The organism is Gordonia sp. NB41Y, from assembly GCF_030718915.1.
GTDB lineage: Bacteria > Actinomycetota > Actinomycetes > Mycobacteriales > Mycobacteriaceae > Gordonia > Gordonia desulfuricans.
The window spans coordinates 5,122,221-5,138,071 of sequence record NZ_CP132196.1; the positions used below are offsets into that span (position 1 = coordinate 5,122,221).

Below are 15,851 nucleotides of genomic sequence, written 5' to 3' on the forward strand. Positions count from 1 at the left end.
GCCCGATGGGCCCGACCTGGTCCGGTCTGTCACAATTGGTGTCCAGTCATGTCACACGGGCACGGGGTCCGAGGGCGTGACCCGAGAGAGTGAGTGAAGAGTCGTGGCTGTCAGTGGCAAGGTCGTTCATTACGACGCGAACCGTGGGTTCGGGTTTCTCGCACCCGAGTCAGGTGGAGCGGATGTCTTCCTCCACATCAACGACATCGACATCGACGAGGCCGATCTCAAGCCCGGCGCGAAGGTCTCCTTCGACGTCGAGGAGACCGATCGTGGTGCCAAGGCGATCAACGTCGCGGTGACCGAGGCCGCTCCGGCCGACGAGTCGTCGGGTGGCCGTCCGCACCGTCGTGACGACCACGGTGGTCGCGATCGCGATCACGGTCGCCGGGACGATCACGGTCGCCGGGACGACCGTCCGCGTCGCCCGCGTGGTGGCGGTGGCGGATCGCTCGACGCCGCCGGGTTCACCGACGAGGTGACCGAGCTGCTGCTCGACGCCGACGTCGACCTGACCGCCCGGCAGATCGTCGAGATCCGTCGTCGGATCACCGATTTCGCCGTCGCACGGGGCTGGGTGCTTGACTGACGTCCCGGTGACCTCTCGGGGTATCCCGCCGACCGCGTTCTACGGCGACGAGGCCACCGAGCGGATGGTGCCGGAGTCCGGCAAGACCGCCAGTCTGCCCGGCACGCGAACCGACCATCGCAGTGAATACGCGCGCGACCGTGCGCGCGTATTGCACTCGGCTGCGCTCCGGCGTCTGGCCGACAAGACGCAGGTGGTCGGTCCGCGTGAAGGTGACACGCCACGCACACGGCTGACGCATTCACTGGAGGTCGGACAGATCGGCCGCGGCATCGCGATCGGTCTGGGCTGCGAGCCCGACCTCGTCGAACTCGCCGGACTCGCACACGATATCGGGCACCCGCCGTACGGCCACAACGGCGAGCGTGCACTCAACGAGTTCGCCAAGGACTTCGGCGGATTCGAGGGCAATGCCCAGAATCTGCGCATCCTGACCCGGCTCGAACCCAAGCTGCTCGACGACGAGGGGCGCAGCGCCGGGCTCAATCTGACGCGCGCCTCGCTCGACGCCACCTTGAAGTATCCGTGGCTGCGTCGCCCGCCCGCGGTGAAGTTCGGTGCCTACGACGACGACGCCGGCGCGCTGGCGTGGGTGCGGCGGGACGCGCCGGCGGACAAGCGGTGTGTCGAGGCGCAGGTGATGGACTGGTCCGACGACGTCGCGTACTCGGTACACGACCTCGAAGACGGTGTGATCGCCAACCGTATCGACATGCGTGCACTCGCCGACCCCACCGACCAGCGGACCCTCGCCGAGATCGGCGTGGCGGAGTTCCCCGAACTCGAAGCCGAACCGCTCATCGATGCGGCACAACGACTCTCGAAGATGGGTATCGTCAACGCCGTCGGTGTCTTCGACGGCAGCCTCGACGCGTCGGTACGTCTCAAGCGACTCACCAGTGAACTGATCGGACGCTTCGCCTCCGCGGCGATCACCGGCACCCGGGAGATGGTGGGGGACCGGTCGATCTCGCGATACAACGCGGACCTGTACGTGCCCCCGCTGATCGCCGCCGAGGTCGCGATCCTGAAAACGCTTGCACTCCGGTTCATCTTCTCGAACGAACGGCACAAGTCTCACCAGGCGCGTCAGCGCGAACGAATCCATCGGGTGGGCGAATGGTTGATGGCCGCGGCCCCCGGCGGGCTCGACCCCATCTTCGTTCCCAGCTGGGAGCATGCCGCCGACGACGTCGCACGTAAGCGGGTCATCGTCGACCAGATCGCCTCCATGACCGAAGGCCGGCTCGAGCGGATGGACAAGAACAACTCCGGAGCCCAAGCGCATCTCGGGTGAGCTCGTTCTGCTCGACCATCACAGTGCGGTCGGTCTTTCGTGGTTGAGCCGCTGAGGAGCGGAGTGACGAGGCGTGTCGAAACCTCGGTTGGCCGGGTTCGGGTGGTGACCGCTTGCGAGGTGGTTGCGATCGAGTGTTGGGTGCGGAGATTTCGACTCGGGTCCTCGCGATGCTCGGTCCCGGCTCAATCATCAAAGGGGTGGTCCCCGCTCAATCATCAAGGGGCGGTGGGTGTGGACATTCTTGTCTCGCCGGATTTCGACTCGGGTCCTCGCGATGCTCGGTCCCGGCTCAATCATCAAGGGGGGTGGTCCCGGCTCAATCATCAAAGGGGTGGTCCTGGCTTGATCGTCAAGGGGTGGTTGGGTTTTGGTGGTTGAGCCGCTGAGGAGCGGAGTGACGAGGCGTGTTGGAACCTCGGTTGGCCGGGCTGGGGTGGTGACCGCTTCCGGGGTGGTTGCGATCGAGTGTGGGTGGCGGAGATTTCGACTCGGGTCCTCGCGATGCTCGGTCCCGGCTCAATCATCAAAGGGGGTGGTCCCGGTTTGATCGTCAAGGGGTGGTTGGGTTTTGGTGGTTGAGCCGCTGAGGAGCGGAGCGACGAGGCGTGTCGAAACCTCGGTTGGCCGGGCTGGGGTGGTGACCACTTCCGGGGTGGTTGCCATCGAATGTTGGGTGCGGAGATTTCGACTCGGGTCCTCGCGATGCTCGGTCCCGGCTCAATCATCAAAGGGGTGGTCCTGGCTTGATCAGCAAGGAGCGGTCCCGGGTCAATCATCGAGGGTGGCCCCGGCTTGATCATCGGCTGGCCGAGGTACTTCGCGAAGCTGTCTCTTCTCTCACACTATGGGATATGGATTCCAGATCTCGGAAGGTGAGAGTTAATCTGGATGGGCGACGCACCCTGCCGCGTGTGATCAGGTGACCACTCTCATCACCCTCATCCTGTTGTCGGCCCACTTTGTTGTTTGGAGTTTCGCGCATGAGTTCCCTTGCGCTGTCTAGTGATTACGTTCCTTCGCATGCCCTGGCGAACGTTCGCGGGTCGGCGATCCGTGACCTGCTGAAGCTCACCGAGCAGCCGCATGTGCTCAGTCTTGCCGGTGGGCTGCCGGCCACCGAGCTGATTCCCGCCGAGCGCATCTCGGAATGCGCCGCCCGCATCAGTGCCGACTCCGCGTCGTTGCAGTACACCGTCAGCGCGGGGGTCCACGAATGCCGCGAGGCCGTCGCCAGCTACGACGACGTGACACACCCGCGGCGGGTGCTGCTCACCCACGGTTCGCAGCAGGCCCTGTTCCTGCTGGCGCACGCCCTGGTGAACCCGGGGGAGATGGTGGTGGTGGACGACCCGGTCTACGTCGGTGCATTGCAGGTGTTCCAGTCGGTGCGTGCCGAGGTCGTCGCGCTGCCGATCACCTCGGCGGGCACCGACGTCGATGCGCTGCGTGAACTGCTCGAGACCGGCGCACGTCCGCGGATCGTGCACACCGTCAGCAACTTCCACAATCCGGCCGGGGTCACCGCGACCACGCAGACGCGGATCGAACTGGCCCGCCTCGCCGACCACTACGGCTTCGTCGTGGTGGAGGACGACCCCTACGGCCGGCTGCGATTCACCGGGGACGACGTCGCGACGATCGCCGCGCACGGCGAGCGGGTGGTGCGACTGGGATCGGCGTCGAAGATCCTGGCACCGGCCCTGCGGGTCGGCTGGATGAGCGGTCCGCCCGAGATCATCGCGATGGTCGAACTGCTGCGGCAGGGCGCCGACCTGTGTGGATCGACCTTCAGCCAGCTGATCGTCGCCGAACTGCTCGACGACCGCACCTGGCTCGACAACCACATCGCCCGCGTCCGCGACGCCTACCGGCTGCGCGCGGCGGCCTTGGCCGCAGCGCTGAGCCGCGAGTTCGGTGACCGTGTCGAGTTCACCCGACCCGAGGGCGGAATGTTCTGCTGGGCAAGGGTTCCCGGCGCCGACACGTCGGCCCTGCTGGCCGGCGCCGTCGATGCCGGGGTCGCCTACGTGCCCGGCGCCGCCTTCGGGGTGCGCGCGGACTTCGGTGACTGCCTGCGGCTGAGTTACTCGGCGCTGACCCCCGACGAACTGTCCGAGGCGGTGCGTCGGCTGTCGGTGGCACTGTTGGCCTGATCCACCAGCTGCTCGATGACGGCGCGAGGGAACGCCCCGCCGGAGAAGTCGGCCAGACGTCCGATCGGGATCGACCCCAGCAATGCGCCCAGGTCGACGCCCAGGGCATCGCCACCGGCGGCGTCGCCGAACATCTGGCCGGCCAGATCACCGAGTGCCTGCGCCCCGGCCGGGGTGGCCATCAGTTCACCGATCGTCGAGTCCAGGGTGAACGGGATCGACAACTCGTCACCGTCGACACCGACGGTGTCGGTGAGGCGGATGTCGCGGCTCGACGCCCCCACCTCGACCCGGTACGTGCCGCCCTCGACCACGAAGCCGTGTACGCGGGTGTCCCAGTACGCCAGGTCGTCGCGTGCGACGGTGAGGCAGATCTGCTGCGATCGCCCGACACCGAGATCGACCGACGCGAAGCCCTTGAGCTCCCGTGGGGCGCGGGCCACCGCCGAGCCGTCGACACCGACATAGACCTGCACCACCTCACGGCCGTCGTACGGGCCGAGGTTGGTGACGGTGAGCTCCACGGTGAGTCCGTCGTCGGAGGTGGTGACCACCAGGTCGCGGTACTCGAACTCGGTGTAGGACAAGCCGTGCCCGAAGGGGAACTCCACATCCAGATCGCGGGCGTCGTACCACCGGTAGCCCACGTGGATGCCCTCGCCGTAGACGACGTGTCCGTGCTCGCCGGGAAACGACAGGTACGCCGGGGTGTCGGCGAGCCGGACCGGCAGGGTCTCGGCCAGCCGACCCGACGGATTGACCTTGCCGAACAGGGTCGCGGCGATCGCCGAACCGCCGGCCTGCCCGAGCAGCCCGCAATCGAGGACGGCCGGTGCGGTCAGCGGGGCCAGACGCAACGCGCCGCCGTGGGAGAGCACGACCACGGTGTTCGGATTGGCCGCGACGACGGCCTCGGCGAGCGCGAGCTGATCGGCCGGGAGTTCGAGGTCGGCGCGGTCGAAGCCCTCCGACTCCTGCCGCTCACCGAGACCGAGGAACAGGACCACCGAATCGGCCTGACCGGCCTGGAAGACCGCCGAGGAACGCAACTCCTCGGCATCCCCCGAGCCGTCGACGGTGTAGCCCTGTGCGAACAGCAGCTCGCCGGGGACGAAGCTGCACAGCTCGTCGAGCGGCGCCTCCACCCTGGTGGCGTTGACATGCGACGACCCGCCGCCCTGATACCGCAGATCCTCGGCGAAGTAGCCGATCACCGCCACCGACTCGGACTCGTCCGACAGCGGCAGCAGGTCATCGTCGTTGCGCAACAGCACGATCGCCTGCTCGGCGGCCTCGCGTGCCAGGGCGTGGTGGGCGTCGAGATCGGCGATGGCCGGGGGGTTCTGGCGACCGGCCGCGGTGCGTGCGACCAGATCGATCACCCGCCCCGCCGACGCCGCGAGCGCCGCCGGGTCGAGGGTGCCGTCGGCGACGGCGGCGGCGACCGCGTCGTCGGAGGCCGTGCCGGGGGAGGGCATCGTCAGATCCAGTCCGGCGGCGAGCGAGGCGACCCGATCGGCCACCGCACCCCAGTCGCTGACCACCAGGCCCTCGAAACCCCACTCCTCGCGCAGGATGGTGGTGAGCAGCTCCCGGTTCTGTGCCGCGTACACGCCGTTGATCTTGTTGTAGGCGCACATCACCGTCCACGGCTGCCCGTCGCGCACGATGCGGCGGAACGCCCGCAGATACAGCTCGTGCAGGGTGCGTTCGTCGATGTCGGAGCTGACCCGCATGCGGTCGGTCTCCTGATTGTTGGCCGCGAAGTGCTTGAGCGAGGCCCCGACGCCCTGCGCCTGGATGCCGCGCACCCAGGCGGTGCCCAGGACACCGGCCAGGTACGGATCCTCGGAGAAGTACTCGAAGTTGCGGCCGCCGAGCGGGGAACGCTTGAGGTTGACGCCGGGGCCGAGGACCACCGACACCTCGGCGGCGCGCGCCTCGGCACCCACCGCGGCACCGATCCGCTCGGCGAGGGCGGGATTCCAGGTCTGCGCCAGACCCACTGCCGGCGGGAAGCAGGTCGCCGGGACGCTCCCCGACAGCCCGAGATGGTCGGCGGCGCCCTCCTGCTTGCGCAGGCCGTGCGGGCCGTCGGTGAGCATGATCGACGGCAGCCCGCCGGCGGACTCGGTGGTCCAGAAGTCACGGCCGCTGGTCAGCCGGGCCTGGTCGGTGGCCGACAGCGAATCGGCGGTGGGGAAGTCGGTCTCGGCGGCTCGGGTCACGGTGGCTCCTTGCTGTGCGAGGGTCGGCCGGGGTGTGTCGATGGATGGCGCCCGGCCCGCGATCCGACGGTAGTCGTCCGCGGTGACGAGGCGGCTGGAATGTCCGGTTGTCCACAGTGATGTGGCGCCGACCGCTCGCTGCCCGCAGGCATCACTACACTGGTCAAAGTGGCAGGCCGAATCCCCGATCGCGATATCACGGCAATCCGTGAACAGACGCGGATCGAGGAGATCATCGGCGACTACGTCGCCCTGAAGCAGGCCGGACCCGACCGTCTCAAGGGACTGTGTCCCTTCCACGACGAGAAGACCCCGTCGTTCCACGTCCGCCCACTTCACGGGCACTTCCACTGCTTCGGCTGCGGCGAGGGCGGCGATGTCTACAGCTTCTTGCAGAAGCAGGAGCACATCGGCTTCGTCGAGGCCGTCGAGCAACTCGCCGACCGTATCGGCTATCAGATCCACTACGAGGGTGGCGGCCCGAGCGTCCAGCGTGACCGTGGTACCCGCGCCCGCCTCGCCGCGGCCAATGCCGCGGCCCACAAGTTCTACGTCCAGCAGCTGCAGACCCCTGACGCCAAGACCGCGCGCGAGTATCTGACCGAGCGGAACTTCGACGCCGCGGCGGCCGCCGCGTTCGGGTGTGGCTATGCACCCGGCGGCTGGGACGTGATGACCAAGCACCTGCTGTCGGAGGGATTCGAGTTCGCCGAACTCGAGGCCGCCGGTCTGTCCAAGCAGGGACGCAAGGGGCCGATCGACCGGTTCCACCGGCGGCTGCTGTGGCCGATCCGCAATCTCGGTGGCGAAATCATCGGCTTCGGTGCGCGCAAACTGTTCGACGACGACAACCTCGGCAAGTACATGAACACGCCGGAGACCATGCTGTACAAGAAGTCTCAGGTGCTGTTCGGGCTGGACATCGCCAAGAAGAACATCGCCCGCGGACATCAGGTGGTGATCGTCGAGGGCTACACCGACGTGATGGCGATGCATCTGGCCGGGGTCACCACCGCCGTCGCGTCGTGCGGTACCGCCTTCGGTGAGGACCACCTCGCGCTGGTGCGCCGGCTGATGATGGACGACTCGTACTTCCGCGGTGAGGTGATCTACACCTTCGACGGCGACGACGCGGGAAAAGCGGCTGCGCTCAAGGCCTTCGAGGGCGAACAGTCCATCGCCGGCCAGACCTATGTGGCGATCGCCCCGGACGGCATGGACCCGTGCGAGCTGCGCCAGGAACGCGGCGACCCCGCGGTGCGCGATCTGATCGCCCGGCGTGTGCCGATGTTCGAGTTCGCGATCAAGACGATCATCGCCGAGTACGACCTCGACACCGCCGAGGGGCGTGTCCACGCACTGCGCGAGGCGGTGCCGGTGGTCTCGCGGATCAAGGACGTCGCGCTGCGGGACGAGTACGCCCGTCAGCTCGCCGGCTGGATCGGCTGGGAAGAGGTCGGCCAGGTGCTCGCGCGGGTGCGTGAGGAAGGCGCCCGGTATGCCCGTGCCACCGGCCGCAGCCGGGGTCGGGGACGGCCGATGCGCCGTGACCGTCCCGAGGCCACCAAGGACCCCGACATCGGGCATCCACGGTCCGACGACCCGCGTCTGTGGGTACAGCGTGAGGCGCTCAAGGGTGCCCTGCAGTATCCGGCGATCGCCGGAACGGTCTTCGACTCGCTGCCCGAGGAATGCTTCACCGACCACGCCTATGCGCGGCTGCGCCAGGCGATGGCCGACCTGGGCGGCACGTCGTCGGGCATGGGCGGCGCCCAGTGGGTGGACGCGGTCAACCACGAGGTCGACGATCTGGTGCTGTCGTCGCTGGTGACCGAGCTCGCCGTCGAACCGATCCCGGTGACCGAGGACAACATCCCCCGCTACATCAACAGCGTCCTCGCACGGCTGCAGGAGGTGTGGGTGGGTTCGCAGATCGCCGACATCAAGTCGCGGCTGCGGCGGATGGCGCCCAGCGACGATCCGGACGGCTACAACGCCGTCTTCGGCGACCTCGTGGCGCTCGAGGCCTACCGGCGCAGTCTGCTCGAGCAGGCCGTCGACCCGAGCGCCACCGCGGGCTGAGGCGGTCGGACCGGGCCGTTCAGGCGGCGGTGGTGTTGCCGATTCCCGGCCGCAGTTCCGGCGGGAACAGCGGGCGGTGCGGATCCTCGGCGTTGTACCGGCAGCCGCCGGCATAGGTGTGCCGACCGGCGCACCGGTCGGGAACCGGGCGTGGACGTCCCCAGATGTGATCTGCATTGGTGCTCATGGCTGCCCCCTCGACTGATCTGATCGCCGGTGGTCTCCGGCGGACGAGATGCAGAAAAGTATGGGGCGGTACCTGTCCGAACGGGCAGTGAGCGCACCGTTTCACTCTGGCTGATCGGCGAGGTGGAGATCACATGTCGGGGTCGTGTGCGCGGTCCGCGGGCCATGCGGTGCGCAGCGGTTCGGGCGTCCACGACGGCCAGTCGGGGGTGAACGTCGGTGTGCCGTCGGCGAATCGGGCGACGATGCGGGTGCGTCGGGCGTGGTTGTCATAGACCGTCGCCTGCTCGCACCGCCCGATCGCGGCCACCGCGAGCGGCCACACCCGGGCATAGCGGGCACGGATCTTGTTCTCCGGCACCGAATGTCCACCGCTGTCGACGCGGAGCCGGACGCGGTGGACCGCGTACTCCTCGGGGACCATCACCACATGCAGCACCACCCGGAATCCGTGTTCGTGTGCGTCGTCGACGAGGTCGAGCTTGGACGGGTGGGAGAAGACCGTCTCGGCGATGAACGAGCGCTGCAGGCCGATCAGGGTGGCCCGGGTGCGAGCGGCGATCTGGGCGGCGTCGTAGGAGTGTGCTTCGGCTGCCGAAGGCCAACGGCGACGGGCGATCTCGTCGGCATTGACGAACGGTGTGCGCAGCAGGGGGAGAAGGTGGTGCTCGACGAGGGTGGTCTTGCCCGCCCCGTTGCAGCCCACGACCAGGTCGAGTCGGGCGTTCACTCCAGGACGACGATGCTGCCGTCGGGGCGGTACTCGACCATGCGTCCGGCATCGTCGACGGCGACCGACGCGAACCCGGCGGCACTGCGTTCGGCGACCAGGTCGGTCCGATCGAGACGCTCCTCGAGGAGGGCGTCGATCTCGGAGTCGAAGACGACGGTCTCTTCGTCGGTGAGGTCGGTGATCGGCAGTGTGCCGGCCAGGGCTGCCTCGACGCGGCGGCGCGCACCGCTGGTGCGCACGGAGACGCCGCGTCCGACGCGGGCCCAGTGTTCGAGTTGCTGGCGGGCCGAACGGTGCTCACGGGCGCCCTCGGCGCCTGCGGCGTCCACGAGTGCCGCCGAGAACCGGGTGACCTTGTCGGCCGTCGCCACCTTGTCGGCCGCCACGTTGTCCGTCGCCACCTTGCTGGTCGCCGCCTTGTTCGTCGTCATGGCCGCCTCCGTGTGTTGCATTCTGCTACACCGACGAGCGTAGCAGAGTGCTACGGGTCCTGTGGGCGAGGTTTCGGTGACCAGGGGCATGGTGCGGAACGCAGTGCACCCGGCCCGACGCGAGGGCGTCGGGCCGGGTGCGGTGTTGCTGTATCAGTCCTTGTTGCCAGGGATTCCGACCGCGAAACCCCATCCGATGACCACGCACGAAACCAGTGCCACGAGCGGCATAACCCACATTGCGTCCATGTCGGGGACGCTACGCGCGCGGTGGTCCCGCGGGGAGTGGTTTGGGCGATATCGGGACCTCCGGCAGCGAGGTCGGGACCTTGGTCGCGGCGAGGAGTGCTGCGATAGTGTTGTCGCCGCACGGGGAGTTAGCTCAGTTGGTTAGAGCCGTCGACTCATAATCGATTGGTCGCGGGTTCAAGCCCCGCACTCCCTACGCGTGGGCCCGGTCTGTGTCGCAGGACACCAGACCGGGCCCTTCTCGTTCGGATGGTCGGAAAAATGGCTTTGACCAGTCGTTTTGTGGTTGTTGCGAACGTTGCGCTAAAGTTCATTCTCGTTCGGGTGATGCCCCACAAGGGCCCCGCCGGAGCAGCCAAGCGGTCCCCCATAGCTCAATTGGCAGAGCATTCGACTGTTAATCGAACGGTTACTGGTTCGAGTCCAGTTGGGGGAGCAACGAAGGCCCCGTCACCAGCAGAGATGCGGTGGCGGGGCCCTTCTCGTTTGAGGCACCCACCGTTTACCCACCGCAAACGAATCGCACGTTTGCGCGATCTCACCCGACGTCGTCGACACTCCGTGACACCGGCGAGAACTCGTCGAGCACGTGCCGAGCATCCGGACCCGACCGGGTTCGCTCGACGTAGTGCATCCGGGTCACCGCGGTCCCGCTATGGCCGAGCTGAGCCGCCGCCGACTCGATGTCCATGGCCCGCTCGATCGCTGTCGCGACGGTCTTGCGGAACACCTTGGGCGTCACCCAGTCGAACTCGTCGCCGCGGGCCTCGCGGAGCTGGCGGCGCACGTTGTCGGCTTGCCTGGGCCCGCCCGTGCGCGAGGGGAAGACCAGACCATCCTCGGCGGGCAGGCCTCGCGCGACCTGGCGGCGCAGCGCCGCGGCGGCGAACGACGGCAGCATGAGCGCCCGGTGGCTGTACTCGGTCTTGGGTGCGGGCTGACGGTGGTTTCGCACGATCGTGCCAGTGATCGTGACCGTCGGCGGATTGGCGCCCAGGTTGCAATCCTGGATACGAATCGCGAGGACCTCACCAATCCGGGCTCCGGTGCCGAGCATCAGATCGACGATCTCAGGCAGATCGACACCTCGCGCGGGCCCTGTCTCATTGCCGCCCGACCACATCGCAACGTTGCACCGGAACTCGGCTACCTCGGCCACCGTCATCGCACGGATCTCGCCGCGCCCGGCCGACCGTACTTGCGTCTCCCGCACCGGATTCCGGTCGATCGCGTCGTGACGAGCAGCCAGACCGAACATGCCGGTCAGCACGACCCGGCACAGCCTCGCCGACGCCGGCGTGGGTACGGTCCGCAGGAAGGCGTCGAGAAGCCCGGTGCCAACCTCGCGGATCCGCACGTCACCGAGCGCGGGCGTGATGTGGCGGTCGATGGCCGATTGGTACACCGCGATCGACTGCTCGCGGAGATCGAGTGTGTCGATCCATGCGGTGGCCAGGTGTTTGAGCGTGGTGTCGCGGGAGATCGCGGTGCCGGCGCTCGGCGGGGTGCGCTCGGCGAGCGCATCGAGGAGCGCGCGCTCTGCGGCGGCCCCGGTCTTGCCGAACCTCTCAACTGGCCGTGTCCGGCCGTCGTAGTCGCGGTAGCGGGCACGCGCTCGCCAGCGACCTGGTGCTAGCTGTTTGCGGGTGATCTTGCCCCAGGTGCCGAGGGGGAGTGGGGGACGGGCCATGATGCCTCCTTGCTCAAGCGGGTGCAGCCGTTCGAGCTGGCGTTCAGTCTATCGAGGGGTGATGGGTAGCTAGGGCGATCCCTGGTCGTCGAGCCGGCCCTCGATCCAGTCGCGCTCGCGGTCGGTGAGGGACTGGACCAGTGCGACGAGCATCGGTACGTCGACCCACAGCTCCTCGGCAACCTCGTCGGCGTGCCGGGTCCACCGCAGGACGTCGACGAGCTGATCGAGAGCGATCAGCCGGCGGGCCGCGATCCGCTCGACGACGAGTTCTTCACGGGCCCGCAGCACGCGGTCGACAGGGAAGACTCGCCGCTCGTCGTGAACGAGCTCGTGCGCGATCGTGCACCGCCGCTCGTCAGCGAGCATGTGACGGTTGATCTCGATACGGTCGCCGCGGATTCGGCCGCGGACGCCCGCGGGTAGGTGGTCCACGAACGCGATGTCCAGGTGGCTGCGGCGTCGGGCGTCACGCCAGGGGTGGTAGGTCGGCATGAATCAGAACCGTAGAGTGAGTCACTGACAAAAAGGTGTCCTGACCTCGAATTACATGAGTGTCACTACCGGGGATTGTCGGGGGCCGAGGGTAACGTAGTTAGTACAAATGTTCGACTCATATTATCCTTCTCTACCACCGTTAACAGCGAGGATGTGGCTACCGTGGCTGACAAGTCGGCGATCGAATGGACCGAGGCGACCTGGAATCCTGTGACCGGATGCGACCGGGTGTCCGCAGGCTGCGACCACTGCTATGCACAGACACTCGCCAAACGGCTCAAGGCGATGGGCTCGGCGAAGTATCAGAACGACGGAGACCCACGCACGTCCGGACCCGGGTTCGGCTTGACCATCCACCCACAGTCCCTCGACGAACCGCGTCGATGGCGTCAACCGCGCACCGTGTTCGTCAACTCGATGTCCGACCTGTTCCACGCCCGCGTACCCATCGGTTTCATCCGAGATGTTTTCGACGTCATGCGTGACACCCCGCAGCACACATACCAGGTGCTCACCAAGCGAAGTCTGCGCCTCAGACGAATGGCCGACAAACTCGACTGGCCCAACAACTGCTGGATGGGGGTATCAGTAGAGAGTGCCGACTTCCTTGACCGCGTCGACCACCTTCGTCAGGTTCCGGCCGCCGTGCGGTTTCTCTCCTGCGAGCCACTTCTAGGCCCACTCGACGGAATCAACCTCGACGGCATCCATTGGGTGATCGCCGGCGGCGAATCCGGCCACGGATATCGGCCAGTCGATGTCAACTGGGTGCGCGGTATCCGAGATGCATGCACCGACGCCGAGGTCGCATTCTTCTTCAAGCAATGGGGTGGACGAACACCCAAAACGCTTGGGCGTGAACTCGACGGCCAGATGTGGGACGAAATGCCGGCGCGCGCGGCCGGTTAGTCGTCAGCGACTTCTTCCGGACTTTCGGGGTAGATCTGAACTACGCAGTCCTGCGGCCATTGGCGGGTCTTTGGTGCTGTTCGCGGGGACTTCCTCCAAATGCGCCCTTCGCGGAACATTGCGTCGAGCGTGGAACGAACGTGCGTTTCCTTAAACCCGAGGGCTGTAGCTCGCTGTACGAGCTCCACGAAGGTGAACTCTCCTGGATGAGCCCTCAGATCAACACCTAGCGTGTCGATCTGAGGGCCGAACATGTCGAGCTGCCCCTCACTCTGAACGCCGACGTGCGACCCTGCCGCCGGGTCAGACGACCACTTGGCGTCGTTCCAGCACTGCAGGCCAGCCTCATGGTGAGTAGCGAATACGAGCGCGTACCGCAGCGGTCTACCCGCTGCATCGATATTGAAGTACGCCGCATGGCAACCAAGCGCACGCAGCTTCTCGCAGTACAATTTTGCTAGATCACTCTTCGACTTCGATGTGGACGTGATGCGCGGCAAGTGCTTCCACGATTCGTCGCCATATACCGCATTCATCACGCCTTCCATAACAGGGTTAGAGCGGTAGCGGTGCAACTCGTCGAGCATCAGTGTGACGATGACTTCATTCCGGACACGAGACGCACACTTGCTGACAGCGGCCCAGGGTATGGCCTTAAGTCCGTGCGGATCGATGATCCAGAGGGTTGATCGGCCGTCCGGTGAATAGTCGCGAATCACTGGGTCGACCACGTCAGCGAAATAGGCCGGATCGAGGGGGCGATGGAGATAGCCACTATCAGCCGGTAGCGCAGCGATTCGCTCATTCAACTTGCTCGTGCGACGTGCGTCAGCGTCGTTAGTGACGGCAGTCAGCGCTTGGAACCTCGGTCGGCACTTGTGCTCTCGGTATAGCCGCGCGATCACAATCGCGCTTCCCTCGACGCCATCCGAGTACATTCCGGACCCGGAAAAAGGTTCCACTATGGTCGCTGGCCACTTCTGCTGGAGAACCTTCCCCATCCAGCAAGCGATGTAGCGCCGATAGAACGCATGCTTAAGGCGAGTGTGTGGATCTGACGCGTAGTCGACCTGTTCGCGGACGTCCTCCTTGCGACTCACGCGCCACCCTCCGGCCCCTCAGGGTCGCCGGCCTCGGCATCCCGGTCGAGGGCCTCGCGCAGCTGCTCGCCCTTCGAGCGGCCAGGGACGGTGCGGGCGGCTAGGTCGTGTTCGGCCTGTGTACTGCCAGTGACGACCGAACTGAGGGCGCGATCCGCAGTCTTCAAGAATCTGCCAACCTCGTCGGCAAGGGCCTCTGCGACAGGTCCATGCCCTATCTCAAGGAAGAATGGATGATCTAAGAGGGCTTGATACCGATCATGGATCGGAGCTGAGGCGTTCACGACGTCGATCACATCCGAATCGTCGAGCGTGAGTTCCGCTGTGGCGATCGCTGACAGGTACGAGCCGAGCGAAGCGGCCGCTGCCGCGGCCGCGATTCGTTTGCTAGCCGTTCGGTAGGCATCAGATTCGATTGACGGCCCCTCGTCTGGCCCGGTCTCGAACTGGATAGAAGCATGTAGGTGACGAACACCATTGATGGTGCCGACCATGGCCTGGGCGATGTCGGCTATCTCGCGTGGCAGGGATTCCCTGTTGAGTGACGCCAGGCTGCGCAACATTTCGGCGGCGCTGTCGGCGAGGTCGGACGCCTCGATTAGGACATCCACGGCCAATCGTCCAACGTGCGACTCGGCATCGAAGCATATCGGTTGATCGTCAGCCAGTTGTGACTCGACGCTGGTCTTCTCGCCTTCGTCCGCTTCGCCCTGTGCTCGCGGTTCCTGTTCAGCTTCCACGTCATTGCGCATCTCCCTAATCAGCGCCGACAGTTGTCGACGATTCCGGTCCGACAACGTGGGGTCGATGGCGACCGTGGAGAGGGTGTCAGTGACCTCGGCGGGATGAGTGGCGATTCCCATCGACTCGAGTGCCGCATTCGCGACCGTCAGAGGCGTCACATCCAGCCCTCGGGCGAGCCCGTAGATCGTCGCCCTCGTCAGGGAGAGCGGCGGCTCCTTCGTCAGCTTGTGCAGGTTCGACCGACCCAGCTTCTCGCCTGCCTTGCGGGCCTTCTCCACGACCTCATCGAGGCTCAGCTCATGGCCAGGAATCGTCATCCTGTCGATGATCAGTTGCCCCAGTGTTGTCATGCGCAGATCGTCTCCCGCTAGTGGATGAGCAGTCCAGTCGCGCGGGCACCGCGAAGTGTCGGCCGGTGGGCACCAATCAGCGCCCGCACGCAGGCACAATTCTTGCAGGTCATCGCCTACCTGCGGAATAACAACCCCGTGAGTTATTGCGCCAGTGGACACCATGAGGTAGAAAGAATCCGTAATTAGTGGACACCGCATCCGAAATGGAGGTATGGTCGTGACACGCACCGAGAGCGAAGTAGGTGAGCTGTACATGATCCTGAGGGACCGCAAGAAACTGGCGTCAATCCTCATCGTCCAGGACATCTCGCAACGCGAGTTGGCACGGGCGGCCGGGTGGAAGTCCCACTCGTACATGGGACGCCTTCTCCGGGGCGAGGCGAAGACCGTCGACGCCGAGGCTGCGGTGCGGATCTCGCATCGACTGGGCCTGCCGCTCGAGCATCTTTTTTTGACCGTTGTATCCGAAAAAACTGGATCTCCTGTCCAGTCCGAGAGGACGAAACGGGGCGCCAAGAAGTCCCGGCCGGCCGCATGATCGCCAACTTCACCGACCACTCCGCGCCGGAGGGCTGCCGGTGCGGAGAGCGCGACGAGGAGATCTCA

Annotated in this window: 14 protein-coding genes and 2 tRNA genes; 8 read left to right on the plus strand and 8 right to left on the minus strand. The window is 66.2% G+C overall.

Annotated elements, in window-relative coordinates:
- Window positions 1-103 precede the first annotated feature (103 nt).
- The 3 genes from Q9K23_RS22275 (at window position 104) to Q9K23_RS22285 (ending at window position 4,042) form a co-directional block, all read left to right on the plus strand.
- Window positions 104-589, plus strand: coding sequence for a cold shock domain-containing protein (locus tag Q9K23_RS22275; RefSeq protein ID WP_053777577.1), 486 nt, complete (start codon window positions 104-106; stop codon window positions 587-589).
- Window positions 582-1,886 (plus strand): deoxyguanosinetriphosphate triphosphohydrolase, encoded by a 1,305-nt coding sequence (locus Q9K23_RS22280; protein ID WP_261977967.1) that lies wholly within the window; start codon window positions 582-584, stop codon window positions 1,884-1,886. Before Q9K23_RS22275 ends, Q9K23_RS22280 begins: the two co-directional genes overlap by 8 nt.
- A 983-nt stretch (window positions 1,887-2,869) precedes the next feature.
- Window positions 2,870-4,042: a PLP-dependent aminotransferase family protein gene (locus tag Q9K23_RS22285; RefSeq protein WP_053777576.1), complete on the plus strand. Its 1,173-nt coding sequence runs from the start codon at window positions 2,870-2,872 to the stop codon at window positions 4,040-4,042.
- On the opposite strand, the gene Q9K23_RS22290 is transcribed toward Q9K23_RS22285, so the two are convergent.
- Window positions 3,973-6,270 carry a glycoside hydrolase family 3 C-terminal domain-containing protein gene (locus tag Q9K23_RS22290; RefSeq protein ID WP_305950284.1) on the minus strand — a complete coding sequence of 766 codons (2,298 nt, stop codon included), beginning with the start codon at window positions 6,268-6,270 and terminating at the stop codon, window positions 3,973-3,975. The genes Q9K23_RS22285 and Q9K23_RS22290 overlap by 70 nt on opposite strands.
- A 168-nt stretch (window positions 6,271-6,438) precedes the next feature.
- Here Q9K23_RS22290 and dnaG point away from each other — a divergent pair, with 168 nt between their 5' ends.
- Window positions 6,439-8,352: a DNA primase gene (dnaG, locus tag Q9K23_RS22295; RefSeq protein WP_020792542.1), complete on the plus strand. Its 1,914-nt coding sequence runs from the start codon at window positions 6,439-6,441 to the stop codon at window positions 8,350-8,352.
- Between the two features lie 19 nt (window positions 8,353-8,371).
- On the opposite strand, the gene Q9K23_RS22300 is transcribed toward dnaG, so the two are convergent.
- From Q9K23_RS22300 to Q9K23_RS22310, 3 genes are all read right to left on the minus strand, one after another.
- Window positions 8,372-8,539 (minus strand): hypothetical protein, encoded by a 168-nt coding sequence (locus Q9K23_RS22300; protein WP_020792828.1) that lies wholly within the window; start codon window positions 8,537-8,539, stop codon window positions 8,372-8,374.
- 129 nt (window positions 8,540-8,668) lie between these two features.
- Window positions 8,669-9,268: an AAA family ATPase gene (locus Q9K23_RS22305; RefSeq protein WP_053777575.1), complete on the minus strand. Its 600-nt coding sequence runs from the start codon at window positions 9,266-9,268 to the stop codon at window positions 8,669-8,671.
- Window positions 9,265-9,642, minus strand: coding sequence for a hypothetical protein (locus Q9K23_RS22310; protein ID WP_053777614.1), 378 nt, complete (start codon window positions 9,640-9,642; stop codon window positions 9,265-9,267). The genes Q9K23_RS22305 and Q9K23_RS22310 overlap by 4 nt, the downstream gene beginning before the upstream one ends.
- A 431-nt stretch (window positions 9,643-10,073) precedes the next feature.
- Here Q9K23_RS22310 and Q9K23_RS22315 point away from each other — a divergent pair.
- Window positions 10,074-10,147, plus strand: a tRNA-Ile gene (locus Q9K23_RS22315).
- A 167-nt stretch (window positions 10,148-10,314) separates the two neighbouring features.
- Window positions 10,315-10,387, plus strand: a tRNA-Asn gene (locus tag Q9K23_RS22320).
- A 102-nt stretch (window positions 10,388-10,489) separates the two neighbouring features.
- On the opposite strand, the gene Q9K23_RS22325 is transcribed toward Q9K23_RS22320, so the two are convergent.
- Window positions 10,490-11,641: a tyrosine-type recombinase/integrase gene (locus Q9K23_RS22325; RefSeq protein WP_053777574.1), complete on the minus strand. Its 1,152-nt coding sequence runs from the start codon at window positions 11,639-11,641 to the stop codon at window positions 10,490-10,492.
- Window positions 11,642-11,710: 69 nt separating this feature from the next.
- Complete coding sequence (locus Q9K23_RS22330; RefSeq protein WP_020794772.1) at window positions 11,711-12,136, minus strand: gp43; 426 nt, start codon at window positions 12,134-12,136, stop codon at window positions 11,711-11,713.
- 165 nt (window positions 12,137-12,301) lie between these two features.
- On the opposite strand from Q9K23_RS22330, the gene Q9K23_RS22335 reads away from it, so the two are divergent.
- The gene (locus Q9K23_RS22335; RefSeq protein WP_020794776.1) at window positions 12,302-13,048 is read left to right on the plus strand and encodes a phage Gp37/Gp68 family protein; all 747 of its coding nucleotides are present in this window, start codon (window positions 12,302-12,304) and stop codon (window positions 13,046-13,048) included.
- On the opposite strand, the gene tcmP is transcribed toward Q9K23_RS22335, so the two are convergent.
- Window positions 13,045-14,148, minus strand: coding sequence for a three-Cys-motif partner protein TcmP (tcmP, locus tag Q9K23_RS22340; protein WP_053777573.1), 1,104 nt, complete (start codon window positions 14,146-14,148; stop codon window positions 13,045-13,047). The two genes, Q9K23_RS22335 and tcmP, sit on opposite strands and share 4 nt — an antisense overlap.
- Window positions 14,145-15,242: a hypothetical protein gene (locus Q9K23_RS22345; RefSeq protein WP_053777572.1), complete on the minus strand. Its 1,098-nt coding sequence runs from the start codon at window positions 15,240-15,242 to the stop codon at window positions 14,145-14,147. Before Q9K23_RS22345 ends, tcmP begins: the two co-directional genes overlap by 4 nt.
- 220 nt (window positions 15,243-15,462) lie before the next feature.
- On the opposite strand from Q9K23_RS22345, the gene Q9K23_RS22350 reads away from it, so the two are divergent.
- Window positions 15,463-15,783 carry a helix-turn-helix transcriptional regulator gene (locus Q9K23_RS22350; RefSeq protein ID WP_261977966.1) on the plus strand — a complete coding sequence of 107 codons (321 nt, stop codon included), beginning with the start codon at window positions 15,463-15,465 and terminating at the stop codon, window positions 15,781-15,783.
- Window positions 15,784-15,851 lie beyond the last annotated feature (68 nt).